This window comes from Thomasclavelia sp. (assembly GCF_017889095.1).
In the GTDB taxonomy this organism is placed as follows: domain Bacteria; phylum Bacillota_I; class Bacilli_A; order Erysipelotrichales; family Coprobacillaceae; genus Thomasclavelia.
This window is the reverse complement of the sequence record NZ_JAGHEW010000060.1, coordinates 1-25,787: the sequence shown is the minus strand read 5'-3', so window position 1 is coordinate 25,787 and position 25,787 is coordinate 1. Positions and strand designations below refer to the sequence as shown.

Annotated in this window: 26 protein-coding genes; 20 read left to right on the top strand and 6 right to left on the bottom strand. The window is 30.4% G+C overall.

Features of this window, described 5'->3' with window-relative positions; all coding sequences use genetic code 11:
* The 6 genes from J7M77_RS02660 to J7M77_RS02635 all read left to right on the top strand — a co-directional run.
* A partial coding sequence (locus J7M77_RS02660; protein ID WP_296875688.1) for an EFR1 family ferrodoxin occupies positions 1–505 on the top strand: 505 nt, incomplete at its 5' end.
* On the top strand, positions 505–1,404 hold the full coding sequence (locus J7M77_RS02655; protein WP_296875686.1) for an NAD-dependent epimerase/dehydratase family protein: 900 nt from the start codon (positions 505–507) through the stop codon (positions 1,402–1,404). The genes J7M77_RS02660 and J7M77_RS02655, both read left to right, overlap by 1 nt.
* A 91-nt stretch (positions 1,405–1,495) precedes the next feature.
* On the top strand, positions 1,496–2,656 hold the full coding sequence (locus tag J7M77_RS02650) for a diguanylate cyclase (RefSeq protein ID WP_296875684.1): 1,161 nt from the start codon (positions 1,496–1,498) through the stop codon (positions 2,654–2,656).
* 131 nt (positions 2,657–2,787) lie between these two features.
* Positions 2,788–3,462 (top strand): hemolysin III family protein, encoded by a 675-nt coding sequence (locus tag J7M77_RS02645; protein ID WP_296875682.1) that lies wholly within the window; start codon positions 2,788–2,790, stop codon positions 3,460–3,462.
* 37 nt (positions 3,463–3,499) lie between these two features.
* Positions 3,500–4,342: a DMT family transporter gene (locus tag J7M77_RS02640; RefSeq protein WP_296875681.1), complete on the top strand. Its 843-nt coding sequence runs from the start codon at positions 3,500–3,502 to the stop codon at positions 4,340–4,342.
* Positions 4,343–4,382: 40 nt separating this feature from the next.
* A complete protein-coding gene (locus J7M77_RS02635) occupies positions 4,383–4,967 on the top strand; it encodes an HdeD family acid-resistance protein (protein ID WP_296875679.1) in 585 nt (194 codons plus the stop codon).
* Between the two features lie 33 nt (positions 4,968–5,000).
* On the opposite strand, the gene pckA is transcribed toward J7M77_RS02635, so the two are convergent.
* Positions 5,001–6,602 (bottom strand): phosphoenolpyruvate carboxykinase (ATP), encoded by a 1,602-nt coding sequence (gene pckA, locus J7M77_RS02630; protein ID WP_296875677.1) that lies wholly within the window; start codon positions 6,600–6,602, stop codon positions 5,001–5,003.
* Between the two features lie 134 nt (positions 6,603–6,736).
* Between pckA and J7M77_RS02625 the strand changes: the two genes are divergently transcribed.
* Positions 6,737–7,306 (top strand): histidine phosphatase family protein, encoded by a 570-nt coding sequence (locus J7M77_RS02625; RefSeq protein ID WP_296875675.1) that lies wholly within the window; start codon positions 6,737–6,739, stop codon positions 7,304–7,306.
* Between the two features lie 53 nt (positions 7,307–7,359).
* Entirely contained in the window at positions 7,360–8,370 is a 1,011-nt protein-coding gene (locus J7M77_RS02620) for an aldo/keto reductase (RefSeq protein WP_296875673.1), read from the top strand.
* A 12-nt stretch (positions 8,371–8,382) separates the two neighbouring features.
* Here J7M77_RS02620 and J7M77_RS02615 read toward each other — a convergent pair whose 3' ends face one another.
* The 5 genes from J7M77_RS02615 to J7M77_RS02595 all read right to left on the bottom strand — a co-directional run bounded on the left by J7M77_RS02615 (position 8,383) and on the right by J7M77_RS02595 (position 12,033).
* Positions 8,383–8,730 carry a hypothetical protein gene (locus tag J7M77_RS02615; protein ID WP_296875671.1) on the bottom strand — a complete coding sequence of 116 codons (348 nt, stop codon included), beginning with the start codon at positions 8,728–8,730 and terminating at the stop codon, positions 8,383–8,385.
* An 84-nt stretch (positions 8,731–8,814) separates the two neighbouring features.
* Positions 8,815–9,447: a bifunctional 2-keto-4-hydroxyglutarate aldolase/2-keto-3-deoxy-6-phosphogluconate aldolase gene (locus J7M77_RS02610; RefSeq protein ID WP_296875670.1), complete on the bottom strand. Its 633-nt coding sequence runs from the start codon at positions 9,445–9,447 to the stop codon at positions 8,815–8,817.
* A 6-nt stretch (positions 9,448–9,453) separates the two neighbouring features.
* Positions 9,454–10,455 carry a sugar kinase gene (locus tag J7M77_RS02605; protein ID WP_296875669.1) on the bottom strand — a complete coding sequence of 334 codons (1,002 nt, stop codon included), beginning with the start codon at positions 10,453–10,455 and terminating at the stop codon, positions 9,454–9,456.
* Positions 10,456–10,557: 102 nt separating this feature from the next.
* Positions 10,558–11,196, bottom strand: coding sequence for an RpiB/LacA/LacB family sugar-phosphate isomerase (locus J7M77_RS02600; protein ID WP_296875667.1), 639 nt, complete (start codon positions 11,194–11,196; stop codon positions 10,558–10,560).
* 24 nt (positions 11,197–11,220) lie between these two features.
* Positions 11,221–12,033, bottom strand: a complete 813-nt coding sequence (locus tag J7M77_RS02595) for a gluconate 5-dehydrogenase (protein ID WP_296875664.1) — start codon at positions 12,031–12,033, stop codon at positions 11,221–11,223.
* 377 nt (positions 12,034–12,410) lie between these two features.
* Between J7M77_RS02595 and J7M77_RS02590 the strand changes: the two genes are divergently transcribed.
* From J7M77_RS02590 to J7M77_RS02535, 12 genes are all read left to right on the top strand, one after another.
* Entirely contained in the window at positions 12,411–12,839 is a 429-nt protein-coding gene (locus J7M77_RS02590) for a hypothetical protein (protein ID WP_296875663.1), read from the top strand.
* Between the two features lie 21 nt (positions 12,840–12,860).
* A complete protein-coding gene (locus J7M77_RS02585; RefSeq protein ID WP_296875661.1) occupies positions 12,861–13,355 on the top strand; it encodes a PTS sugar transporter subunit IIB in 495 nt (164 codons plus the stop codon).
* 1 nt (position 13,356) lies between these two features.
* Entirely contained in the window at positions 13,357–14,220 is an 864-nt protein-coding gene (locus J7M77_RS02580; protein WP_296875660.1) for a PTS sugar transporter subunit IIC, read from the top strand.
* Positions 14,213–15,067: a PTS system mannose/fructose/sorbose family transporter subunit IID gene (locus J7M77_RS02575; protein WP_296875658.1), complete on the top strand. Its 855-nt coding sequence runs from the start codon at positions 14,213–14,215 to the stop codon at positions 15,065–15,067. Before J7M77_RS02580 ends, J7M77_RS02575 begins: the two co-directional genes overlap by 8 nt.
* Before the next feature lie 114 nt (positions 15,068–15,181).
* On the top strand, positions 15,182–15,745 hold the full coding sequence (locus J7M77_RS02570; protein WP_296875656.1) for a hypothetical protein: 564 nt from the start codon (positions 15,182–15,184) through the stop codon (positions 15,743–15,745).
* Positions 15,708–17,489: a DUF2264 domain-containing protein gene (locus J7M77_RS02565; protein ID WP_296875654.1), complete on the top strand. Its 1,782-nt coding sequence runs from the start codon at positions 15,708–15,710 to the stop codon at positions 17,487–17,489. Before J7M77_RS02570 ends, J7M77_RS02565 begins: the two co-directional genes overlap by 38 nt.
* 9 nt (positions 17,490–17,498) lie before the next feature.
* Positions 17,499–18,263 (top strand): glycoside hydrolase family 88 protein, encoded by a 765-nt coding sequence (locus J7M77_RS02560; protein WP_296875652.1) that lies wholly within the window; start codon positions 17,499–17,501, stop codon positions 18,261–18,263.
* A 375-nt stretch (positions 18,264–18,638) separates the two neighbouring features.
* Complete coding sequence (locus J7M77_RS02555) at positions 18,639–19,457, top strand: HAD family hydrolase (RefSeq protein ID WP_296875650.1); 819 nt, start codon at positions 18,639–18,641, stop codon at positions 19,455–19,457.
* Positions 19,458–19,469: 12 nt separating this feature from the next.
* Positions 19,470–21,032, top strand: coding sequence for a glycoside hydrolase family 43 protein (locus tag J7M77_RS02550; RefSeq protein ID WP_296875647.1), 1,563 nt, complete (start codon positions 19,470–19,472; stop codon positions 21,030–21,032).
* 8 nt (positions 21,033–21,040) lie between these two features.
* The gene (locus J7M77_RS02545) at positions 21,041–21,910 is read left to right on the top strand and encodes a nucleoside hydrolase (RefSeq protein WP_296875645.1); all 870 of its coding nucleotides are present in this window, start codon (positions 21,041–21,043) and stop codon (positions 21,908–21,910) included.
* Positions 21,910–22,698: a discoidin domain-containing protein gene (locus J7M77_RS02540; protein ID WP_296875643.1), complete on the top strand. Its 789-nt coding sequence runs from the start codon at positions 21,910–21,912 to the stop codon at positions 22,696–22,698. Before J7M77_RS02545 ends, J7M77_RS02540 begins: the two co-directional genes overlap by 1 nt.
* A gap of 25 nt (positions 22,699–22,723) precedes the next feature.
* Positions 22,724–25,787, top strand: a 3,064-nt coding sequence (locus J7M77_RS02535; RefSeq protein WP_296875641.1) for a DNRLRE domain-containing protein, incomplete at its 3' end; no start/stop codon positions are given.

Genomic DNA, 25,787 nt, shown 5'->3' with positions numbered 1-25,787 from the left:
TCCTGGGGATATTGCCAAAAGATTAGATGATTTATTGCATCAGCAAAATGCTAGCCTGGCTTTAGATTTAGGAATTTCGATGCCTGGCAATAGTTATTTAAGTACTAAGGAACAAATTAAAGAAACTTTAACTAACCAGAAAGCTAATATTTTAAAACAAATCCCTTTAATTACTGATCAAGTTAGAAAAGATTATAGTCACAGCGAAACTCCCAAGCCATCTAAAGTAGGCTTAAAAGCTTATAATATGAGGGGAATTAAAGTTGATGAAAATTGTGTTGGCTGTGGTATTTGTGTTAAAGTGTGTCCGATGAATAATATTAAAATCGAAAATGGATACGCCGTTATTGGTGATAATTGTATTACCTGCTTAGCTTGTTTTCACTGGTGTAGACAGGAAGCAATTTATATGTCAAAAGAAAAAGATATTGAACGGCGTGAAAAATATCATCATCCTGATGTTACTTTGATCGATATCATTAACCAAAAGGGGGATTGTAAATAATGAGAATATTGATTACCGGGGGAACAGTTTTTGTCAGTAAATTTATGGCTGATTATTTTGTAAAACGTGGTGATGAGGTCTATGTTTTAAATCGAGGAACGCGTAAACAGGTGCCTGGCGTTAACTTGATTAAAGCCGATCGTCATAATTTAAAAGATCAGCTAAAAAATCTTTCATTTGACTTTGTTATTGATGTTTGTGGCTATGATAAACAGGATATCGTAGATTTATTAATGGCTTTAGGCAATTTTAAAGATTATTTATTGATTAGCTCCAGTGCGGTATATCCAGAAACGAATCAACAGCCTTTTAGTGAAGAACAAACAATTGGTCCTAATTCAATTTGGGGTCAATATGGTACTGATAAAATTGAAGCGGAAAAATATTTATTAGAAAAAGTACCTAATGCTTATATCATTCGTCCGGCCTATATTTATGGTCCAATGCAAAATGTTTATCGTGAACCGTTTGTTTTTGAATGTGCATTAAAAAACCGAAAATTTTATTTGCCTAAGGATGGTAAATTAAAATTACAGTTTATCCATGTTGAAGATCTTGCTAGAATGATCGTTCAAATCATGGAACTTCATCCACCAAAGCATATTTATAATGCGGGAAATGAAGAATTGGTTGATTTGAATACTTTTGTTACTATGTGTTATCAAATTGTTAAAACACCATTAGAAATAGTCTATGTTAATAATCATGAAAATCAGCGGGACTATTTTAGTTTTTATGATTATCAATATTGTTTAGATGTAAGTCGACAAAAACAATTAATTAAAACCACTAAAAATCTATATGATGGATTGGATGAATCATTTAGGTATTATCGTGATCATCAAGATGAGGTTGTTAAAAAGAATTATCTTGATTTTATTGATCAAAACTTAAAATAGTAATTAAACAGTTGCATATATGTTTAATCTTTTGAATTTTAATGGTATCATATAAATATCATAAATGAAGAAAGTATAGAAAGGTATAAATATGAAATTGATTCCTTTATTTAAGCGAATAAAACTAAATAAAAGTCAGGAAAAAGAGTATCAATTAACGTTAGAAAATGAAATCAAACAGTATATTTGGATTATCTTTGTCTTACTAATCTTTTTTCAAATATATAATATGCTTTATGCCGGTTTCTATACCGGATTTAGATTTCATACTTTTTCTAGTAAAATTTATATGATAATGTATGGCATCATGCTGTTAGTCTGTTTATTTTCGCTAGCCATGATTTATCGAAAAAATAATAAATCGGGAAGGATAGTTTTTTACCAAAATTTTTTCGTTTACTTTTTACTTTGCTGGTCACTGGCAGTTACGGTTTATGATAATCGGGTTTCTAATAATATTAATGTTTATGTTATTAGTTTATTAAGTATCTCGATTCTTACTTATCTTCCGCCTAAGTTATTTGTGCCTTTATATGTGTTTGGCAACATCGGTTTAATTAGTGCAATTGCGTTGATTTTTCCTAATAAGTATGTTGATCATTATAGTTCTTATATTAATAGTGTATCAATAACAATAATGGCTTTATTTATTAGTTATTATCATTATCAATCAACTAGACAGATGTTTTTAAACAATTATTTAATTCAAGAAAAAAATAAAACGATTATTGAAAATAGTGCCCGACTTGATTTTGTTGCTCATCATGATCCGTTGACTAAATTGTTAAATCGTCGTTATTTGAATAAATATTTAGATACTTTATATCAAAAAAATACTTATTTACCAATTAAAACCGGTGTTTTAATGATCGATATTGATGATTTTAAAAAATATAATGATTATTTTGGTCATGTAAAAGGAGATCAGTGTTTAGAAAGAGTTGCTAATGCTCTAACTTTGGCTTTAACAGAGGGTATCTTGATTAGATATGGTGGCGAAGAGTTTATTTATATTGTCGAAAATACTACATTGGAAAAACTCCAGGAAATTGGTAATGAATTATGCAAAACAATTGAGCATTTAGCTTTAAAAGTACCACCAATGGCTAAATATTCTTATTTGACTATTAGCTGTGGTGGCAGTTATGGGATTGTTAAAGATGAAGAAGTTTGGCTACAAGTTTTAAATCAGGCCGATCAGGCTTTATATCAGGCTAAAAGTAGTGGTAAAGATCGTTGTATTTGTAAGTAACCAGTATAAATTACTGGTTATTTTTATCATGTTTGTTAATAAAAAGGATATATTTTAAGTGTATCCTAATGAATATCTATTGAATAACGATGTAAATCGTATTATATTTTTATTAAGATTGGAGGATTTCAATGAAACGAACAAAATTGGATGATCGTATCTTGCCTGAATATACACGAGGTGAAGAAATTTTTAATATGGTAACACATATCGTTGGTGGTGCTTTTGGAATTGCGGTTTTGGTTTTATGCGTAGTTTTTGGTGCTATTCATCATAGTGGCTATGGAATTGCCTCAGGAATAATTTATGGTGTTTCGATGATCTTATTATATACAATGAGTAGTATTTATCATGGCCTGCCGGCAAATCGTAAAAGCAAGAAAGTATTTCAAATTATGGATCATTGTACGATCTTTGTTTTGATCGCTGGAACATATACACCGATTCTGCTTTGTTCAATTAGACCATTAGACCCTTTTTGGGCCTGGATGATTTTTGCTCTTGTTTGGGGCTGTACGGTAATTGGAATTATCTTAAATGCGATTGATATTGAAAACTTTGCAACGTTTTCAATGATTTGTTATCTAGCTATGGGCTGGGGCATTATTTTTAAATTTAATCTATTACCTGAAGCAATCGGTATGTCGGGAATTTATTTATTAGTTGCCGGTGGATTGGCTTATACGATTGGAACAGTTTTTTATGGTCTGCAAAACAAATATCGCTACATGCATAGTATTTGGCATTTATGGATTTTGTTAGGTAGTTTTTTACACTTTATGTGTATTATTTTATATGTAATTTAAAGGCTGACTTAGCCTTTTTTTAATCATGGGGGAGTTTATGAAAAAAGATCTTATTTTATTACATCTAGCGGTAATGTTATTTGGATTAGCTGGTGTAATTAGTAAATTTATATCTTTACCAGCCATATCTGTCACTTTTGGCCGTGTCTTTTTTTCATCGATATTTTTATGGATATTAATTAAAATCAAAAAAGAAAACATCCGTTTAATCAAAAAAGATTATTTAGTTGTAATTATTGCCGGAATAATCCTGGCTTTACACTGGTATACTTTTATTAAATCAATTCAAACTGCCAGTGTTGCTATCGGTACCTTAACATTTTCAGTTTTTCCACTCTTTGTAACTTTTTTAGAGCCATTAGTTTTTCATGAATCATTTAATTATAAAAATATTTTGATTGCTTTAATTATGTTAGTGGGAGTGATGATCACAGTTCCAGAATTATCATTAAATAACCACATGACCCTAGGTATTGTAATTGGTTTAATAAGTGCTTTGAGCTATGCTTGTTTATGTTTATTTAATCGCTATCTATCGAAAAGTTATTCAAGTCGCGTGATCTGTTTTTATGAACAGGCAACGGCTACGGTTATACTGTTACCATCATTATTTTTAATCAGCGTTAACTATACTTATTTAGATCTTAGTATTTTAATCTTTTTAGGAATTGTTTGTACAGCAATTGCTCATAGCATTTATATTAGCAGTTTAAAACATATTAATGTCCAGTTAGCGGGATTAATTTCGGGAATGGAAAGTGTTTATAGTATTATTTTAGCGTTTATTTTATTGAAGCAAGGTTTATCGTTAAATGAGTTTGTTGGGGGGATTGTTATTATTAGTACTTCAATTTATGCTTCCATACATAGTTCACATTAATTTAAACATCAAAGCCTAAAATATAATTAGAGGTGGTAATATGTTTAGATATGATGATCAATTAGGCAGTCAGTTAATTGATAAGTGGAATAAAAAGATCCGCTCACTTAGAATTATTGGTGGAGTAGTAGCTATCTTGATGATCATTTTAGCGATTTATTGTATTTTTAATCCAATCAAGTTAGCTACGTTTACAGGATTGCTAATAGGAGCAATTATTTTGATCTTAGGAATTTATCAGATTGTCGATTACTTGGCGACACCATCATTTATTCGTTATAGTGGTAATTTATTGATAGCTGTGGCTAACATATTGATTGGTATTTTATTTATGATGGCACCGACTCAAATTACGATTTGGATGTTTGGTTTTATTTTAGGAGTTGCTTTAATTTTGTATGGTATCAATAAGTTAATGTTTTCTTATCGCTTATCGTTTTTTGAAATAGCTGATCATGGCTGGGTAAGTGTTTCTGGTATTTTAGCGTTAATTGCCGGGATGATTATTTTAATTGCCCCAATGTTAGTAACAGTGATCTTTAATTATCTTATTGCTGGATATTTATTAGTTGGCGGAATTAATTTATTGGTTGAAGTAATTGAAATGAATAATTTACGTTTGTAAAAAATGATATGACTTGAGGTCATATCATTTTTGTTAATCTTTATTAAAATGACGTTTTTTATAAGTACCACCAGGTCCTGCTTGAACTACATCTTCTGGAAAATTAGAATATTGTTTAAAGTTATCCTGGAACATCTTAACTAATCTTGCAGCTGTTTGATCATAGGCTTCTTTATCGATCCAGGTAGACTTTGGATTAAGTAATTCTTGAGGAACACCAGGACAGAATTTTGGAATACTTAGATTAAAGAATGGATCTCTTTCATAGCTGACAAAGTCTAATTCACCATCAATAGCTGCATTGATCATCGCGCGAGTGAATTTGATGGGAATTCGTTTACCAACGCCATAACTACCGCCAACCCAGCCAGTATTAATTAAAAAGACACTAGCGCCAGCCTTTTTAACTCTTCTTTGAAATTGTTGGGCGTAAAGCAAAGGATCAAGTGGTAAAAATGGTTCACCAAAACAAGTTGAAAATGTTGCTTCGGGTTCTGTGATACCATCTTCAGTTCCCGCTAACTTACTAGTATAACCAGAAACAAAGTGATAAGCTGCTGAATTTTTATCTAATTTAGAAATTGGTGGTAAAACTCCAAAGGCATCAGCTGCTAAAAAGAAAATAGTTTTAGGAATAGGGGCTACACCATTTAAATCAACATTGGCAATAAATTGAAGTGGGTAACCAACCCGAGTATTTTCTGTGATTGAATCATCATTAAAATCAATGATTCGTGTATCTTCAAATAAGCAGACGTTTTCAGCTACTGCTCCAAAACGAATCGCATCCCAAATTTCTGGTTCGTTTTCTTTAGAAAGGTTGATACATTTTGCATAGCAGCCACCTTCAAAATTGAAAACTGATGTATGCGACCAGCCGTGTTCATCATCACCAATCAAACGCCGTTTAGGATCAGCTGAAAGAGTTGTTTTACCAGTTCCTGATAAACCAAAGAATAAAGCTGTATCCCCATCATTGCCAATATTGGCAGAACAATGCATTGTAAATACGTTTCTTTGTGGTAAAACATAGTTCATGACACAAAAGATACTTTTTTTAATTTCTCCCGAATATCCGGTTCCCGCAATTAAAATAATTTGCCGGGCATAGTCGATCATGACGGCAACATCACTATTTAAACCGATACTTTTATCAATTTTGCAGCCCGGAGCCGCTAAAATTAAATAATCTTCCTGGAAATGTTGTAATTCACGAGGTGTAGGTTTGATTAATAAATTAGAAATAAAGAGATTTTGGCTAGCTTTTTCATTTATTATTCTAAAAGCGTATGAATATTTAGGATTAGCTCCAGCGTAGCCATCAAAAAGATAAAGATCTTTATCTTTTAAATAATCAATAACTTGTTGATAAACTTGATCAAATTTTTCTGGTGAAATTGGGCGGTTTACTTTGCCCCAAGCAATTTTATCATGGATTGATGGATGATCAACGATATATTTATCATTTGGTGATCGTCCTGTTCTTTCACCTGTTTCAATACATAAACAGCCTGCTCTACTTAAACGTCCTTCTTTCTTTAATAATGCTTTTTCTACTAATGATCCTGGTGGGATATTTCTAAAGATTGATCCCGTTGTGGTAAGACCATATTTTTCAATTCCGTATGTTTCCATAAAATGCCTCCTTTGTTTAATTCTACCTTATTTTATGTGGTAAATACAGTAAATATTTGATTATTCAAATATTTTATTTTGTTTTTAGTAACTTATGATATAATACCAAAGTAAAAATTTAGGGGGTAAAAAATTTGAAGAAAACACTTTATTTAATGCGTCATGGTGAAACATTATTTAACGTAAGAAAAAAGATCCAGGGATGGTGTGATTCACCATTAACTGAAAATGGAATCAAGCAGGCTAAAGTAGCTGGTGAGTATTTTAAAAAACAGGGTATTGTTTTTGATCATGCTTATGCTTCAACTTTAGAGAGGGCAAGCGATACCTTAGAATTAGTTTGTAATCTTCCTTATACCCGTTTAAAGGGTTTAAAAGAATGGAATTTTGGTCTTTTTGAAGGTGAAAGTGAAGATTTGAATCCACCGCTTCCTTATGGTGATTTCTTTGTAGCTTACGGTGGTGAAGGTGAATTACAAATGCGCCAAAGAATGGCCGATACTTTAACTGAAGTAATGAATAAAAAAGATCATCAGGTAGTTTTGGCAGTTAGTCATGGGGCTGCCTGTCGTGGTTTTATGCGCTATTTTGCAAAAAATAGCCGAGTAGATCAAAAATCAAGGATTCGCAATTGCTGCATCTTAAAGTTTGAATTTGAAAATGATCAATTTTCATTAGTTGAAATTATTAATCATGATTTTTAATCCTAAAGATGATAAAAGTGCTATAATATAAATATATGGCAGGAGGAAAGTAGATGGAAACAGTAAGATTAGGAAGAACTGGGATCGTTGTAAATCGAAATGGTTTTGGAGCTTTACCAGTACAAAGAGTTAATAAAGATGAAGCTAAAGTTATTTTGCGTAAAGCTTATCAAAATGGAATTAATTTTTTTGATAGCGCTAGGGCTTATAGCGATAGTGAAGAAAAAATTGGTTTAGCTTTAAGCGATGTTCGTAAAGATATTTATATCGCTACTAAAACAATGGCAACGACAGTAGAAAAATTTTGGGAAGATCTAAATACTAGTTTAGAATTATTAAAAACGGATTATATTGATATTTATCAATTCCATAATCCTGATTTTTGCCCTAAACCTGGTGATGGTACAGGATTATATGAAGCAATGTTAGAAGCGAAAAAGCAAGGTAAGATTAGATTTATTGGTTTAACCAATCATCGTTTGCATATTGCAAGAGAAGCAGTTGAATCAAATTTATACGATACTTTGCAATTTCCGTTTAGTTATCTAGCTTCTAAAAAAGAAGAAGAACTAGTCAATTTATGTAAAGAAAAAGATATTGGTTTTATTTGCATGAAAGCTTTATCTGGTGGTTTAATTACTCGTAGTGATGTTGCTTATGCATATTTAGCAACTTTTCCAAATACTTTACCAATTTGGGGAATTCAAAAAGAAAGTGAATTAGATGAATTTATTAGTTATAATGACAATCCACCAGCATTAAATGATGAAATTAAACAGGTAATTGATCATGATCGTCAAGAATTAGCTGGTGAATTCTGTCGGGGATGTGGATATTGTATGCCTTGTCCAATGGGTATTGAAATTAATCAATGTGCTAGAATGTCATTAATGTTAAGACGTTCACCAAGTGCTAACTGGTTATCAAAACATTGGCAAGAGGAAATGAAAAAGATTGAAACATGTATTAACTGCGGAGCATGTAAAAGCAAATGCCCTTATGAATTAAATACACCGGAATTGTTGAAGAAAAATTATGAGGATTATAAGACATTTCTTAAATAATCCTCTTTTTTTTTATATCATGATGGCATGAATGATATGAATTATCACTAAAATCACTAAGATAATTGATAAAACTAAATGAATCTTTTTCCAGCTTGATTTAGATTGTTTAATTAAATAAGCGAAGATAATAATTAAAAATAAAATAAGCCAAGCCATTTTACCACTGATCATCGCAGCACTTTTAGTAGCTAAGATACCATGAAGCAATGAAAAAGCTAATAATAACCAGGCATATAATTGATGATATGAAGCTAATTTAGCTATTTTTTGATTATTAAAGTATCTTTTAAATAATGGTAGAAAACATAAAACTAGTAAAATTAAGCATATTAATGTAATGATCTTATAAATAAACATATAACCTCCAAAGTTAGAATAATCTAACAATGTATTATATTCAAAAAATAAAAATAGTCAATAAAAAAAGCTACAATTTGTAGCTTATAATTTTGTATTTACATATTTATTTGCAATCTCAGATATCTTATCAAACTCACCTTTGACAGCTAATTTATTTAATTCGCCACCAATTCCAATAGCATCAACCCCATTTTCAAACCATTTAGCAGCGTTGTTTAAATTTACGCCTCCAGTGACCATGATAGAAACATGAGGTAAAGGTCCTTTAATAGCGTTAATATAACTTGGATTAAATGCACTTCCTGGAAACAATTTAACAATTTCACAACCGCTTTCCATCGCTTCTACAATTTCTTTAATGGTCATACATCCTGGAATATATGGTACACCATAACGATTGCAAATAATGGCAGTTTCTTTATTAAAAGATGGCGAAACAACATACTTAGCACCTGCCATAATAGCACTTTTAGCGGTTGGAGCATCTAGTACAGTTCCTGCGCCAATTAAAACAGTTTGATCAATTTTAAATTCTTTAGTTAAATGATTAATAATTTTGTCAGCTTCACTATTAGTAAAAGCAACTTCTATAGCTTTAAGATTGCCTTGGATACAAGCTTTAGATGCTTTATATCCTTCATCAAAGTTATCACCACGAATAACAGCAACAACACCTTGTTTTTTTAATTCAATAATTATATTTGATTTTGTCATATTTTATCACCTTGATATCTCTGAATTTATTTGTAATAATGCTTTAACTTTTGAAGTATTTTCATACATACTATCACCAGGGATAGTACATTTTAGTGTTCCTGAGGCAACTGCAAAATCAATTGTTTCTTGCCAAGAAGCATTATTGATTATTTGATATAATGCGCCTGCAACGAAAGCATCACCACTTCCAACTCGTTCTAGCAATGGAGTTTTGAGAGTGATTGACTTGTAAAATTGATCGCTTAGACAGTAGCATTGGTATTTATTGACATTATTTTCATCAACATTTCTAACTGTGTGAAAAATTGCTCGAAAGCCAAATACTTCTTTTAAAGCTTCCATTCTTGCTTTAATTGTTTCTTGAGTAGCTTTATTACGATTGAACATACTTAAATCTTGATCATTAATCATTAATGGCTCAATTCCAAAGCAGTAATCAGCATATTTAGCAAAGTAACTAAATTCCTTTTTTGCATCACTAACACTAATCATTTTAGTTCGTAAATTTAAATCCATGGAAATGATAATATTTCTTTTTTTAGCTTCTTCTAATAGAATCTGTAAAATATTTCTAACTTTAGAAGATATTGCTACAGTAATTCCGCTAAAGTGAAAATGTGAAATATCTTTAAAGATATTGTCAATATCCAAATCAGCTTCATTAATTTCATCAATACTTGTATATTGTCGGTCGTAGTATACTTCGCTATTTCTAATACCATAACCATTTTCTAAATAATAGAGGCCAATTCGCTTACCTTTTAAGCAAATATTAGATGTATCAATTTGGTTGTTATTGAAGAATTTCAAAAAACTTTTGCCGATTTCATTATTGGGAAGAGCAGTAAATATTTTGGAATCTTGATTAAAACCGGCTAAAGTTCTTGCAATATTTATCTCACTACCACCATAAAACATAGAAGCTTGGCAATTATCGCCAATTTTTTGATTGTTTAAAGGAGTGATTCGAATTAACGGTTCACCAAATAATAATATTTTTTTCATTGTACTTCCTTTCAAAAATAGAAAGAATTTCAAAGCTATTGTATTATATATAAGGAGAAAAATATGGATAGCAGTTAATGACACAATAGCTTTGAATGATTCTTAATCTAAGATAGATTTAATATAGTTAATAATTGCCTGGTCTTTAGCGTTAGCAAAAAAGTATTCTTGGAATTTTTCACCAGCAATTGTTTCTTTTAAGAAATCTTGATCAATTTCTTTTAAGATGGTTAACATATCTCTATGAGTTATTTGCTTTACTTCATTTAAAATACGGGCATTTCTTTGTTCTGGAATAGCTCGTTCCTTTGGATAACCACCGCCCATTTTTTCAGCAAATAAACGTTCAAAAATTAATTTTAAATTTAATTCAGCCCCCCAGCCAAAACCTTTGGCGTATGGTAATGATAAAGCATTGCCACCATTAATTTGTGAAAATAAATAGGCATCAGTAGGTTCGATTGCTAAACCACAAGTAACATTTGGAAAACTGTTTAGTGCAAGCATTGCACCACTTCCAGTACCGCATCCAGTGATTACAAAATCCGCTGCTTTAGAGTTAAGTAAAATAGCAGCTATTAAACCGTTTTGTACGTATGTTAATTGGCTTTCATTTTCTTTTCCGTACATGCCATAGTTATATACTTCATATCCTTTAGCATCAGCTACTTCTTTTAAAGTTTGATAAATAATTTCATTTTTAGTTGCTTGACTATTTTCGTTTATTAATGCAATTTTCATGATTATATACTCCCTGTTAGTTTTTTATTGTGGTTGTTTTCCAATATAGGCGAGAATACCGCCATCAACATATAAAATGTGACCATTAATAAAATTACTAGCATCACTTGCTAAAAAGATTGCTGGTCCCATTAGATCTTGAGCTTCACCCCAACGTGCAGCAGGTGTTTTGGAAATGATAAATTGATCAAACGGATGTTTACTGCCATCTGCTTGTAACTGACGTAATGGTGCAGTTTGTGGAGTAGCAATGTAACCTGGTCCAATACCATTACATTGAATATTGAATTCCCCATATTCACTAGCAATATTCTTTGTTAACATTTTTAAACCGCCTTTTGCAGCAGCGTATGCACTAACTGTTTCTCGTCCCAGTTCAGACATCATTGAACAAATATTGATGATTTTTCCGTGTCCTTTTTTTATCATTGATGGAATTACAGCTTTAGAAACAATAAACGGACCATTCAAATCAATATCAATTACTTTTCTAAAATCTTGTGCAGACATTTCACACATTGGAATTCTTTTAATAATACCAGCATTATTGACTAAGATATCAATTGTTCCGATTTTATTTTCGATATCTTTGATCATTTCATCTACTGCGTTTTCATCAGTAACATCGCAAACATATCCATAAGCCTTGATTCCATCTTTGTTATAAGCTTCAAGTCCTTTATTTACTAATTCTTGATTAATATCATTAAAAATAATGGTTGCGCCAGCATTTGCATAGCTACTAGCAATAGCATAACCAATACCATATGATGCACCAGTAATTAAAGCAATTTTGCCTTTTAAAGAAAAACTATTCATATCAAAATTTTGTTTCATATAGTTAAATCTCCATTTCTATAAATTAGGTATTCCAGTAAGATAAATATTTCAATCGAAGTAAACCAGTTAAAACGAAATATGGAATGGTATATATGCTCTTACTGGAATGTCTTGGTGTAAGTAACTACCAGTTACGCATTTATAATAAATTAGTAAACCGGTTTTGTCAATAAAAAGATAAGAAAATTTTAAGTTAAAATTATAAAATTTAACTTTTTATAACGTTTTTTATGCAATTCTATCCTTATATATGTCTTTTTTTATGGCTAAAATAAAGTTATAAAACTATTGACAACGCTTTCTTTATAGAGTAGAACAAATTTGTAAGTAAATCAGTTTACTTTGTAAACATTCGTAGAAAGCGAGGGAAAATAGTGGATAAAAAAATAGTATTAGTATCCCATGGTAAATTGGCTCAAGGGATGCAACATTCATTGCAAATGATCATTGGTCAAAATGATAATTTATGTCATTTTAAAATGATGCCTGGTGAACATTATTCGGTCGTTTGTGATGAAATTGAAAAAATGGCTAAAGACAATCCGAATACTCAATTTATTATTGTTGCTGATTTGCTTGGAGGCAGTGTATGTAATGGCTGCATTCCATTAATTGAAATGGATAATATTAAATTAGTTAGTGGAATGAATATGGGATTGGTTATTGAGCTTTTATTTGCTCCAGCACCAATGAGTGATCAAGATATTCAAGAAAAAATAGAAGCCTGTAAAAACGGGATTGTGTTAGTATCAAATGATTATATTGCTAGTCAGGAAAGTTCTAGTGATGATGAATTTTTTTAAAAGAAGAGGGAGAATATAAAAATGATTTCAATGATGAGAGTAGATGATCGTTTAATTCATGGGCAAGTAGCAGTTATGTGGTCTAAAGAATTAGGGATTCAAAGAATTATTGTAGCAAGTGATAAAATTGCAAGTAATAAAATTCAAGTAAGTGCTTTAAAAATGGCTGCACCGACGGGAATTAAAGCAGCGATTTTGCCAATTGATAAGGCAGTAAATATTTTAAGAGATCCTAGATCAGAAAATATGAAAATTTTAGTAATTTCTAATGATCCTAAGGATTTACTAGAAGTGGCTAAACAAATTGATGAAAAACCAATTTTAAATATTGCAAATTATGGACGTATTGGCGGAGGTAGTTTGTCTAATAAAACCAAAATTTCTGATTCTGTTTATTTGACTGATCAAGATAAAGAAGTAATTAAAGAAATTGATGGTATCGGGCTTGAGATAATTCATCAGCCATTGCCAAGTGATTCAAAACAAGATTTTATGAATTTAATGGGAGGAAAATAACATGGTAACAAATGCGATAATTGTAGGTTTTGTATTAGCCTTAGCAAAGTTTTTAGACTGGTTTTGTCAAACACAATTGAGTAGACCGATTTTTATTGTTGCTTTACTTGGAGCGCTATTAGGTCATCCCCAAGAAGGAATAGTTTTAGCGGCACAATTGGAATTAGTATTTATTGGGAATGTTAGTCTTGGTGGAGTAATGCCAAGTGATATTACAATGGGTTCAATTTTTGGAGCTGCTTTTGCGCTTTTATTAGGTGAAGATTTAGCGACAGCAGTTACATTAGCGTTACCACTAGCTGCATTAGGAACATTATTGTATTCAGCAATGAAAATTGTAGTTACTTCAATTGTTCCTAAATTTGAAAAATTAATCGATGATCATAATGTTAAAGGATTTAAAAGATTATGGATTGCCCAATTTACAGTATTCCATTTATGTTATTTTGTTTTGGGATTTGTATGTATTTATTTAGGTACTGATGCTGTAAGTGCATTTATTAATGCTATTCCTGATTGGGTTCAAAAATCAATGACAGTTGCTTCTACAATGTTACCTGCACTTGGATTAGCGTTATTGTTAAAAACATTATGGCAAAAAGAAACATGTGCATATTACTTTTTAGGTTTTGGGCTAGGAGCATTCTTGTTCTATAATAATACAACTGGTGCTAGTTTAGTAGATGGTGCTATTCAATTAACAAGTTCATCTACTAAGATCTTATCATTAGTTCAAATTTCTTTTATTGGTGCATGTATTGCTGCATTAGTTATTTTTGCAGAACTAAGAAAGGTTAAAGAAGATAATAGAAGCAATATTAATACAAATACATTAGATGAAAGTGAGGATTTTTTCAATGACTAGTACTACAGCAGATACTAAATTAAAATTAACTAAGCAGCAAAGAAAGATTGTTAGATCAGTATTTTGGCGTTCAATGTGGCTAATGTTTTGTACTTCATATACAAAACAACAAGGAACAACCTATGCTTGGACAATGATTCCTTATTTAGAAGATATTTATGGTAAAGAAACTGATGAGTTTTATGAAGCAATGTCACGTCATCAAGACTTCTTTAATACTACTCCAGGTATGTCACCATTTATTTTTTCATTAGTAATTACTATGGAACAAGAAAGAAAAGCGGCTTTAGATGCTGGATTAAATTTTGATGATGCAGCTATTGAAGCAATTAAAGTTGCTTTGATGGGACCTCTTGCTGGAATTGGAGATTCAATTTTTGTTGGTGCACTTAGAATTATTGCAATTGGGATCGCTATTGGTTTTTCTCAATCAGGATCTTGGTTAGGACCAATTTTGTTCTTACTAGTATTTAATATTCCTAACTTATTGATTAGATATTTTGCAGCAACATACGGATTAAAATTAGGAAGTACTTTTATTTCACAAGCATTAGAATCTGGAGCTATTAAAGCATTTACGAAAGGATTTTCAGTTTTAGGTCTGATTATGACAGGAGCAATGACAGCTCAGTATGTAAGTTTTAAAACTACATTTGTGGCTGATTTTGGAGAAACAGTATTTAACTTACAAAATGTTTTGGATCAAATTATGCCAGGTTTGCTACCTTTAGGAATAACAATGATTTCTTTCTTTTATTTACGTAAAAAGAATAAGCCAATTACTGTATTATTGGTAATGTTTGCTGCATCAGTAATTCTTACAGTGTTAGGAATTTGTGGCGGTTAAGTTATACAGGTCAGTAAATAAATATTTGCTGACCCTTTATTTTAATTGTTTAGAGGTACCGACATGATTTGGATATTAGTAATTATAACTCTATTTTTTGTTATAACAGTAATAATGAAAAAGAGAGTTTATGTAAAACTTTATTATTATTTAAATACCGAAGATTATGATAATTTTTTTGAAATTGTTGATAGTCGTGTAGCTAGAACAATGATCCCAATTTATATTCGAGAATATTACAAGCTTACTGCTTTAATAAAAATAAATGATGTTCAAAAGGTTACTAAGCAATTCAATCATTTAATGAAGCTGAATCTTAGAGGCAATCAATTAAATAGTGTGCTTATATGTGGTTTTAATTATTATTGTTATCAAGAAGACGATAAAAAATGTAAAAAAATTCTAAATGAAATGAAGTTACTGTTTGACCAAAGACAATATTTTAAATATGAACGTCATTTTAATATTGTAATGAACAAAGCGACTAAATATATAGCAGATATTGAAAAAGAATTGGATGAACATCGTGGTAGAAAGAAAGCTTATTTAGAGTATTTGCTTGCAAAATCATACCAGTCAAAAAACGATCAAATTAAATATAACAAGTATTTACGATTATCGATGGAGGATTATCAAGTAGATGAATCACAATTTGAAGAAATTATCCAAGTTATATAATCGAGATGATTTGCTGGTGTATGTAAAGAATATATTGCCAGATCCATTTTCGTTTATTGATAGTGGGACAGCTTATGGAAAACAAATAAGAGAACTTGAATATATCTCAAGACCATTATGGGTAGTATTTTCATTAATTGCTAGTGGTGAATATGATGAGTCAATGATTTTGCCTTATATAAGAAAAATAAAACTTGAATTGAAAAATACTGATAATAGTATATTTTTAAAACCTACTACGAAAACAAGACAAATTGCAGTAGAAATGGCTGTATATGGATATGGGCTGTTAGCTTGTAAAGATAAATTATTTAGTTATTTTGATGAAAAAGAAATAACGTGTTTAACAAATTGGCTTTATTTGATCAATGAAATTGAATTTCCATACGGTAATTGGTATTTCTTTTTATTGATTGTTAATTATGGCCTTAAAGAAAATAATTTTAGATATAGCCAAGCTATGATTGATCAAGCATGGCTGAAGATTGAAAGTTTATATCTTGAAAATGGCTGGTATCAAGACGGTGATTATTGTCAACGAGATTATTATATTGCTTTTGCGTTTCATTTTTATAGTTTGATTTTAGTAAAATATGTAAAGGGTATTGATTGTAATAAATTAATTTCAAGAAGCCAAAAATTTGCCAAAGATTTTTATTATTGGATTGATGATCAGGGTAGAACAATACCATTTGGGCGAAGTTTAATATATCGTTTTGGTCATGTTGCTTTTTGGAGCGGGCAAATAATAAGCAATAGTTATAAATTTGATTTAGGAATAATTAAAGATTTCATTTTTAGTAACCTAGAATTCTGGTCTAAACAAAATATCCTGTCAAATAATCGTTTATCAATTGGATATAGCTATGAAAATTTGCTTATTAGTGAAGACTATAATAGTAATGGATCACCAGGCTGGGCGTTTAAAAGTTTTATTTTATTATCGTTAGATAGCACTCATCCGTTTTGGCAAGTAAAGCGAAAGAAACGAGAAAAATCATTGACAATAAAAGTGCAGAAAAATCCAGGTTTTTTAATTGTTTCGGGGAAGGACCATCATTATGCTTTATCATTAATGCAATTTAGTAATCCGGCTTTATTGCAAACTAATTGTAAGTATGGAAAGTTTTGTTATTCGACTAGATTTGGATGGAATCTAAGTAGAGATGTTCATGGAATTAATAATTTTGCTGTTGATAATGCACTGGCAATATCAATAGCTGGAACTCAACAGTATAATAGTCGAAATTTGATCATTGATTATTCTTGTAATCAAGAATATGGATATTGCTATTGGAAATATGGGAATATTGCTGATATAGAATCTTGGCTTATTCCAGTAGATGAAGATTATCATATTAGGATTCATCGAATTAAAACGAAAATGCATTTGGAGATCTATGAAGGAGCTTTTAGTGTTTTTGGCTGGAATAGTAAATTTAATTATCCATTAATAAAGAGTGACTCAATTGTTTTAGAAAATTGTGGAATAGTAAGTGGAATAAAGGATATAAATGATAATCGAATTACTAAAGTAGTAAGTCAAAATCCTAATACTAATATATATAATTTTGAAAAAAATGCAATTCCATGTTTAATGGGGAAAATTGATCCTGGGATTAGTGTTTTTGGGTGTGTAGTCTATGGCAATTTTCATAATCAAAAAAAATTAGATTTATCTGTTAGTTTTAAAAATAAGTTAGTTACTTTTAATAACAAGAAAATACATTTGAAAGAATATTAGGAGGAAAAGATGAATTATAATTTAAATCAAGAAAATCAACAATGGGTTGATGAAATGTATGAAAAAATAAAAATAAAGATGTCAAAAGAATGTGATCGGATTGGTGATAAAATTCCATATATTGCTCAAAATGGAGTGTATGAAGAGGATAAGGCTGAAACTGATATTGTCTGGTGGACTAATGGTTTTTGGCCAGGAATGTTATGGCAAATGTATCATGCAACGGGTGAAGAGAAATATCGCCAAGTTGCTAATAAGGTAGAGGACAAATTAGATAAAGCATTTGATATTTATACGGGGTTGCACCATGATGTTGGTTTTATGTGGTTACATAGTGCTGTAGCTAATTATCGAATTACTGGAAATGAAAGATCTAAAGCAAGAGGATTGCATGCAGCACATTTGTTAGCAGGACGATATAATCCGCGTGGTAAATTTATTCGTTCTTGGAATCGTGATCGTTCTGGCTGGGTTATTGTTGATAGTATGATGAATGTACCACTTTTATATTGGGCATCTGATACAATTAAAGATCCACGGTTTAAATATATTGCTATGGATCATGTTGATACAGTAATGAGTAATACAGTAAGAAAAGATGGATCTTGTAATCATATTATTGTTTTAGACCCAACAACAGGAGAATTGTTAGAAACACCTGGAGGTCAGGGCTATGGATCAGGTTCATCATGGTCTAGAGGTCAGGCTTGGGCGATTTATGGATTTGCTTTAAGTTATTTATATACTAAACACAGATTATTTAGACACTGCTAAAAAAGTAGCCCATTATTTCATTTCACAAGTCGATTTAACTGAAAATGTTGCTTTAATTGATTTTAGAGCTCCTAAAGAACCAGTATATTGGGATTCAACTGCCGGGGTATGTGCAGCGTGTGGTTTATTAGAAATTTCTAACCATGTTTCTGAATTAGAAAAAGATTTTTACTTAAATGCAGCTATTAAAATTTTAAAAGCTACAAATGAGAAATTTTGTAATTGGGATGTAGATTATGACTCAATTGTACAAATGGGTTCAGGATCATATTTTACTGAACATGACCGTCATGTGCCAATTATTTATGGTGATTATTTCTTTATTGAGGCTATTTTAAGATTAAAAGATAAAGACATTTTGATTTGGTAAAAAAGATGAAATATAAGTTGTTATGTGTTGATATTGATGGTACTTTGGCAAGTGATGATAAATCAATTTCTCAACGAAATATCGAAGCTTTGAAAAGAGCTTCTCAAATAGGTATCAAAATAGCATTAACATCAGGCAGAGCACCGAGTTCTTTATATCAGATATTTAAAACTATTGATGCTGCACCGCTAATTATTTGTCTAAATGGCGCATGTATTGAAATAGACGGTAAAATAATCAAAAAACATACATTATCAAAAGACCAAATAGAAAAAGCATTAGAAATTATTATATCTAATCAAGTATTGGCGGCTTTTAATACGACTACATTTTCAATTAGAAATAGTGAAGTTTCAAATAAATGGAAAAATCAGTTGAAAAAAATGGGAATAAAACCTGATTTTGTTATTGCTAAAGATGAAATTGAGTATAAAAAAATGATATTAGAAAATGAAATTGTTAAAATTTCTATTTTAGAACCAAATTTAGAAAAATATCAACAAATTAGATCATTATTTAATAATACTAATTTATTCACTATTGCTAAATCTGATCATGATTATATTGATATCACTGATATCAATGTTAATAAAGCAACAGCAGTTGTCATGCTGGCAAAATATCTAAATATTGATATTAGTGAAGTAATTTGTATTGGCGATAACGAAAATGATCGTGAGATGTTACAAATAGCTGGTTTATCGATTGCAATGAAGAATGCGAGTGAAGAGATTAAAAAAATAGCTACATACGTCAGTGATAATGATAATAATCATGATGGTGTTGCTACAGTAATTGAAAAATATATTTTAAATAATAAATGAAGGAGATAAATGATGAATAAAATAATTAATCCGATTCTCAAGGGTTTTCATCCCGATCCATGTATTTGTAAAGCTGAAAATAAATATTATATTATTACTTCCACTTTTGAGTGGCTTCCTGGAATTAGTGTTTATGAGTCCGATGACTTAGTAAACTGGAAATTGCATGGCGCTATTTTAAATGATTTAGAATTATTAGGAATACCTGATTCAGCAGGAATTTGGGCACCAACTTTGACATATCATAATAAAATGTTCTATCTATTATATACTGTTTCCAAACAAATTGATGGTTATTTTAAAGATATTGAAAATTATGTTATTAGCGCACCTAGTATTGATGGACCATGGAGTGAACCAAAATTTATTAATGCTTCTGGATTTGATCCGTCAATGTATCATGAAGGTGATAAACATTATGTTATCAATCCGCAATGGGATCCACGGCCCTTACCAGGTCATAAAAAATTTAATGGATTATTATTACAAGAATTTGATTTTGAAAAAGGAATGGTCAATGAAGCTAAAGTTATTTTTAATGGCAGTGAAATAGGGGGAACCGAAGGGCCTCATTTAATAAAAAAAGATGGCTATTATTACATTATTGCAGCAGAAGGTGGTACTAGTAGGCATCATGCTATTTGTGTAGCAAGATCAAAAAATATTTGGGGGCCATATGAAATTTCACCATATCATCCATTAATCACTGCGTGGCAAAAAGATACCATTTTGAAAAAATCAGGTCATGGGAATTTTGTTGAAACTGAAGATGGCTGGTATATGGTGCATTTATGTGGTAGATATCTTGATAATAAGAATGTCTGTATTTTAGGTAGAGAAACATCATTGCAAAAAATTGAATGGATTGATAACTGGCCAAGAATGATTCAAGGCAATAATACTCCATTATTAGAAATTCCAACACCTAAAAATGCGATTTATAAAGAGCCAAATAAAATTTATCAAACTGATTTTAAAAATATTAATTTAATTAAAGAGGGTTGGCTAACGCCAAGAACTAAATTCGAAAGAAAAGTTAAGTTTAATGATGATGGAATTGAACTAATTGGTGGTGATTCTTTAACATCATTGTTTAATCAATCGCTAATTGCTAGACGATTTGATAGTTTCGATTTTGAAGCTGGATGCACTTTGCAGTTTAAGCCATATCATTATAATCATACGGCTGGACTTACATGTTATTATAATACCAAAGTATTTTATTATTTATATATTGGCTATGATGAGGCAAAAAAGCAAAGAATTATTAATATATTAAAAAATGATAATTTTGACTTTGAAGAACCATTACAAGGTAATTATGCTTATGTTCCTGATGAAATCAAAAAAATACATTTTAAAGTTAGGGTAAAACAAGATAAATTACAATTTTATTATTCATTTGATGGTTGTGATTATGAGACTATTGGCGAGGTTTTAGATACATCTATTTTAAGTGATGAACATGCTTCTGGCTGGGCATATACTGGAGCGATGATTGGAATTACTGCAGTTGATAACTTTAATAAAGATACAAATGCCTTATTCAGTTATTTTTATCAAAATAATGAGTAGTTAATGATATGAATAAAATTAGAGTAATTATTTGCAGTGATGCTAAAAATGAAGCTGATGATCAATATGCTTTAGTTCATGCGATGCTAACAAAAAAATTTATTATTAAAGGTTTAGTTGCTGGTCATTTTAGAAAACCGGAAACTAACAAATTATCATATAATGAAATGGTTAAATTGGCGAAACTGACAAATACTTATGGTAACTATCCCATTGTATTAGGGGCTAATTCTAAAATAACAGACTATCATGATTATCAAATGTCATCCGGTGCTCAGTTGATTATTGATGAAGCTTTAAAAGAGGATCCTGTTCCATTGTTTGTTGTTAATATTGGGGCTTTGACTGATTTAGCAACAGCTCTTTTAAAATGTCCTAAAATCGCATCAAAAATGACTGCTATTTGGGTTGGTGGCGGGCGCTATCCTAGTGGAAGTAAAGAGTGTAATTTAGCTAATGATCTCAAAGCGGCTAATTATGTGTTTAGTAGTAAAGTACCTTTATGGCAAATACCAAGTGATGCTTATAAGACAACGTTAGTATCTTTATCACAATTAAAATTAAGAGTTAAACCAATGGGAAAATTAGGGATTTATTTATATGATCAGTTAGAAAATTTTATTGAAGAGAATTACCAACAAAAGTCCTGGGTAAATAGTGAATGCTGGGTCATGGGTGATTCAGGTGCAATCGGAGTTTTATTAGAAGAACAGAAAAGTTATTACAAAGAAATAACAGCACCTTTTTTCGATAATCAATTTCATTATGTGTATAAACAAGATAATCGTAAGATTCGGGTATATTTTCAATTAAATAATTATTTTATTATTGAAGATATGCTTTCTAAAATTGAACTATTTGCAAAGGAGCAGATATAATGGTTTTATTAAAATTAATGATTTTAAATAATGAAGATAAAATTCTTTTAAGTAATCAAGCAGAAGATGAAGTTACGATTGCATATCGTGGCAAATATAATCCTGGTGATAAAATAAAATTAGTTAGTGATACTAAAAATATTTATTTAAAATTATGTTTAGATGATAGTTTGGATGAAAGCTGGATTTATTTGAAGGATTACGAGTATACATTTGAAATTCCGTTTGATGATCAACGTAAACCTTATGGTAATAAAGCTTTTAGTGATGTTCGTCATTATGGTTATGTCAGTATAATTGATGATCAGGAATTAACCAATTATCGAAATCTTGCTAAAAATTGTTTTGATACGATTAATAATTCTTCAATTTATCCCCATGCATCCACTAATGTAAATAACCAAAATCCTCAATTTTTTCCGCGTAATGCCATTGACGGTATTTTTGAAACAAGCAATCATGGTAGCTGGCCTCATGAATCTTGGGGAATTAATCAACAAAGTGATGCATGGCTGAAGATAGATTTTGGAAAAGCTGTTGAAATTGATAAAATTTATATTTATTTAAGAGCTGATTTTCCGCATGATAACTGGTGGCAAGAAGGATTATTTACCTTTTCTAATAAGACAAAAATGAAAGTAAATTTTGTTAAAACTGGAAAAAGACAAGTAATTGAATTTGAATCAAAAAAAGTAGAGTGGATAATGTTGTCGAATTTAAAAATGTCTGATGAAGAGTCTTTGTTTCCAGCTTTAAGTCAAATTATGGTAATGGGGAAAAATAGTTAAAATAATTTAAGAAAGGAAAAAGAAAATGAGAAAAATTAAAATGCTTTTTACAACATTTATTTGTCTGTTATTAGTATTTTCAACTTTAAATGTTGTTTGGGCTAAAGAAAGTTATTTATTAAATGATGCTTTTGTTTCTAATTTTAGTGGACAAGAGAATAATAATTATGGTAACTCTAATAATTTGATTTTAGGTAAAGGACGTCATGTATATATGCGTTTTGATTTAACTGAAATGGATGGGGAGGAAATAAAAAGTGTTATTTTAAATACTACTAAATTAAAAGGTAATTATAATAATACTTATATAATTAGCCAATGTAGTGAATATCTAAGAATAGATGATAATAATGAAAGCGTACAGTTATGGGATGAATCAAATATTACCTATAATAATCGTCCTTTAGATTTAAATGAATATCAAACTATTAGTCAAAAAGGAGATGTTGATAAATTAAATATTACGGATTTAGTTGTTGCAGCATTAAATGATGGTAAAGAAACGATTAGTTTACATATTACAACCGTAGATGTTGATGATGATAGTGTTAGTGCTACAGAAGTATATTCGTCGAGATCAGCTAATGGGCCTAATTTATTAGTTGAAGCAACGTCATCTGAAGTAGATGATAATTATGTAATAGCTGATAGTTTTGTTAATAAGAGTCAACCAGATGTGAATTTTCAAAGTTCAAATAATTTAATTATCGGAAAAGGTCGACATGTTTATTTACGGTTGAATATTGCTGATATTGATGTAACTGAAGTTGAAAATATTACCTTGCAATCAAATTATTTGAAAGGGAATACTAAAAATACTTTTGTAATAACAGAATGTAGTGAATTTTTACAGACAGATGAAAATAGTGATAGTACTACTTTATGGGATATAACGAATATTACTTATAATAATCGCCCTCGTGATTTGGTTGATACACTTACTTTAGAGCAAACGGGAAATGTTACAGAAATTGATTTGACTGAAATGATTAAAAATGCTTTAAATAAGGGGCAAAAAACAATCAGTTTACATATAACCACTAAAGATGTTGATAATGATAGTGTTAGTGCAACTGAAATTTATTCATCAAGAAGTGAAACAGGTCCATATTTAATGGTTAGTTTAACAACAGATGAAAAACCCTCAGATATTAATGCTATTAAAGTAGAAGATAATTATTATGATAGTGGTGCTATTAGTCAAAAAATATTTAAAATTAAAAATGAAGATGGTCAGTATTTAAAATTAGATAAAAATGAGGGTTTCGATGTAACAACAAGTAGTGAAGAGGCATCTGTATTTGGTTTATATATTTTTGATTACCAAGAATATGAATACGATCAAGATAGTGATATCGATTGGGCTAAAACATTCTATGCCATTAGATGTTTAGATAATGATAAATATCTAACAATTCAGAATTATTTTAATGCTGATGATGAAAATAAGGTTTATTACAATAAAATTAGTGATGGCTATGAAGTTAAAGCTACAGCTAGTGAAGTTAACTGGAATGAACGCTTTAATTTAGAATATTATGCCGAATCTAATTATTATACTATTGCCAGTCATTTAACTGTATATCGTGATGATGCTGGCTATACTGCTTCATATATTGAAATGGATGATGATAAATTATTTGCTGCTAATAATAATCGCAATGCTTATAAATTTTATTTTGAAGATGTCGGTGGCTATGAAAAATTAGAAGTAATGCAGAAAGTTTCTGGTTATCAGGTTAATTTGAGCTGGTATCCTGTTAATAATGATACTAATAGTGCTAATTATACAGTAGAAAATGGACAAGTTACTTTTGATGGTAAAAAATTTAATGCAACTGTAGAAAATTTATCTGTTGGAAATAATGAAATTATTGTTAGTTATACAGGCAAATCAAAACAAGAAGTGACTTTAAATGTTCGTGTGTTTAATCATCCTGGTGTAACTCATTCAATGGAAGATTTAGAAAAAATGCAAGAACACATTACTAATAAGGAAGAACCGTGGTACTCAGATTATCAAAAATTGCAAACAATGGTACCAGATAACATGTCTTCTAGTGATTACGAAACAGTCGCTTTAGAAGGGGTTGGACGTGGTGATCCAGCTGGTCATGGTAATATCAGTAATTTTGAACAAGGTGGTAATGCAGCTTACTATAATGCTTTACAATGGGTAATTACCGGAGATGATAAGTATGCTGATTGTGCAGTAAATATTTTAAATGCCTGGTCTACAACATTAAAAATTGTTGATGGTCGTGATCGGATTTTAGGAGCAGGTATTAATAGTTATCGTTATATTAACGCTGCCGAAATTTTAAAATATTATCACGGAGGGTATAGTGGCTATAGTGATGATGAATTTAAACAATTCCAAAATTTACTAGAAAATGTTATATATCCAGTAATTGAGGATTTAGGAGCACCGATGATTGCTAATGGTAACTGGGATACAGCAGCAATGATTACTATGGTATCAATTGGCGTGATTTGTGACAATACAGAAATCTATGATCGTGCTGTTAGTTTATATCAGGATATTCATGTCAATGGGTCTATTGTTAATTATGTAAGTGATTGGGGACAATCAGTTGAAAGTTATCGTGATCAAGCTCATGCTCAGCTTGGAATAGGTTATATGGCAGAAGTTTGCCAAGTGGCTTTAAATCAAGGTCAAAACTTGTATAAATTATATAATAACCGCCTTGCCAGAGCATTCAATTGGGCGGCCCAATATAATTTATATGACACAAATAATTTAAAGATGGAACCATTAGAGGATGTTTTTGGCAATACTAAATGGAAGGAAATTGATAGTGAAAAAATTAATCGTGGCGAATTAAGACCGGTTTATGAATTACCATTAGCATATTATTCTAAAATCGATGGAGTAGATGTTACTTGGATGGAAAAAGCAGCTAAGTCAATGCGAGCTCAAGGATATGTTCATAATGATAATTTAAATTTTGGAACTCTTACAACATATAATGGTGAACCAACTGATGTATGTCAACCGTTTTTCCAAATTAGAACTAGATTAGAACCATGGTATCAACGAACATGGAATGATGTAAAAAAATATGGTG

Coding starts and splice junctions, on each gene's coding strand:
- pckA (WP_296875677.1), bottom strand. CDS start 6,602: ATGGAAACATACGGAATTGAAAAATATGGTCTTACCACAACGGGATCA.
- J7M77_RS02655 (WP_296875686.1), top strand. CDS start 505: ATGAGAATATTGATTACCGGGGGAACAGTTTTTGTCAGTAAATTTATG.
- J7M77_RS02540 (WP_296875643.1), top strand. CDS start 21,910: ATGGTTTTATTAAAATTAATGATTTTAAATAATGAAGATAAAATTCTT.
- J7M77_RS02620 (WP_296875673.1), top strand. CDS start 7,360: ATGGAAACAGTAAGATTAGGAAGAACTGGGATCGTTGTAAATCGAAAT.
- J7M77_RS02650 (WP_296875684.1), top strand. CDS start 1,496: ATGAAATTGATTCCTTTATTTAAGCGAATAAAACTAAATAAAAGTCAG.
- J7M77_RS02550 (WP_296875647.1), top strand. CDS start 19,470: ATGAATAAAATAATTAATCCGATTCTCAAGGGTTTTCATCCCGATCCA.
- J7M77_RS02560 (WP_296875652.1), top strand. CDS start 17,499: ATGAATTATAATTTAAATCAAGAAAATCAACAATGGGTTGATGAAATG.
- J7M77_RS02555 (WP_296875650.1), top strand. CDS start 18,639: ATGAAATATAAGTTGTTATGTGTTGATATTGATGGTACTTTGGCAAGT.
- J7M77_RS02635 (WP_296875679.1), top strand. CDS start 4,383: ATGTTTAGATATGATGATCAATTAGGCAGTCAGTTAATTGATAAGTGG.
- J7M77_RS02570 (WP_296875656.1), top strand. CDS start 15,182: ATGAAAAAGAGAGTTTATGTAAAACTTTATTATTATTTAAATACCGAA.
- J7M77_RS02615 (WP_296875671.1), bottom strand. CDS start 8,730: ATGTTTATTTATAAGATCATTACATTAATATGCTTAATTTTACTAGTT.
- J7M77_RS02595 (WP_296875664.1), bottom strand. CDS start 12,033: ATGAAACAAAATTTTGATATGAATAGTTTTTCTTTAAAAGGCAAAATT.
- J7M77_RS02580 (WP_296875660.1), top strand. CDS start 13,357: ATGGTAACAAATGCGATAATTGTAGGTTTTGTATTAGCCTTAGCAAAG.
- J7M77_RS02605 (WP_296875669.1), bottom strand. CDS start 10,455: ATGAAAAAAATATTATTATTTGGTGAACCGTTAATTCGAATCACTCCT.
- J7M77_RS02600 (WP_296875667.1), bottom strand. CDS start 11,196: ATGAAAATTGCATTAATAAACGAAAATAGTCAAGCAACTAAAAATGAA.
- J7M77_RS02585 (WP_296875661.1), top strand. CDS start 12,861: ATGATTTCAATGATGAGAGTAGATGATCGTTTAATTCATGGGCAAGTA.
- J7M77_RS02610 (WP_296875670.1), bottom strand. CDS start 9,447: ATGACAAAATCAAATATAATTATTGAATTAAAAAAACAAGGTGTTGTT.
- J7M77_RS02640 (WP_296875681.1), top strand. CDS start 3,500: ATGAAAAAAGATCTTATTTTATTACATCTAGCGGTAATGTTATTTGGA.
- J7M77_RS02575 (WP_296875658.1), top strand. CDS start 14,213: ATGACTAGTACTACAGCAGATACTAAATTAAAATTAACTAAGCAGCAA.
- J7M77_RS02565 (WP_296875654.1), top strand. CDS start 15,708: ATGAATCACAATTTGAAGAAATTATCCAAGTTATATAATCGAGATGAT.
- J7M77_RS02645 (WP_296875682.1), top strand. CDS start 2,788: ATGAAACGAACAAAATTGGATGATCGTATCTTGCCTGAATATACACGA.
- J7M77_RS02545 (WP_296875645.1), top strand. CDS start 21,041: ATGAATAAAATTAGAGTAATTATTTGCAGTGATGCTAAAAATGAAGCT.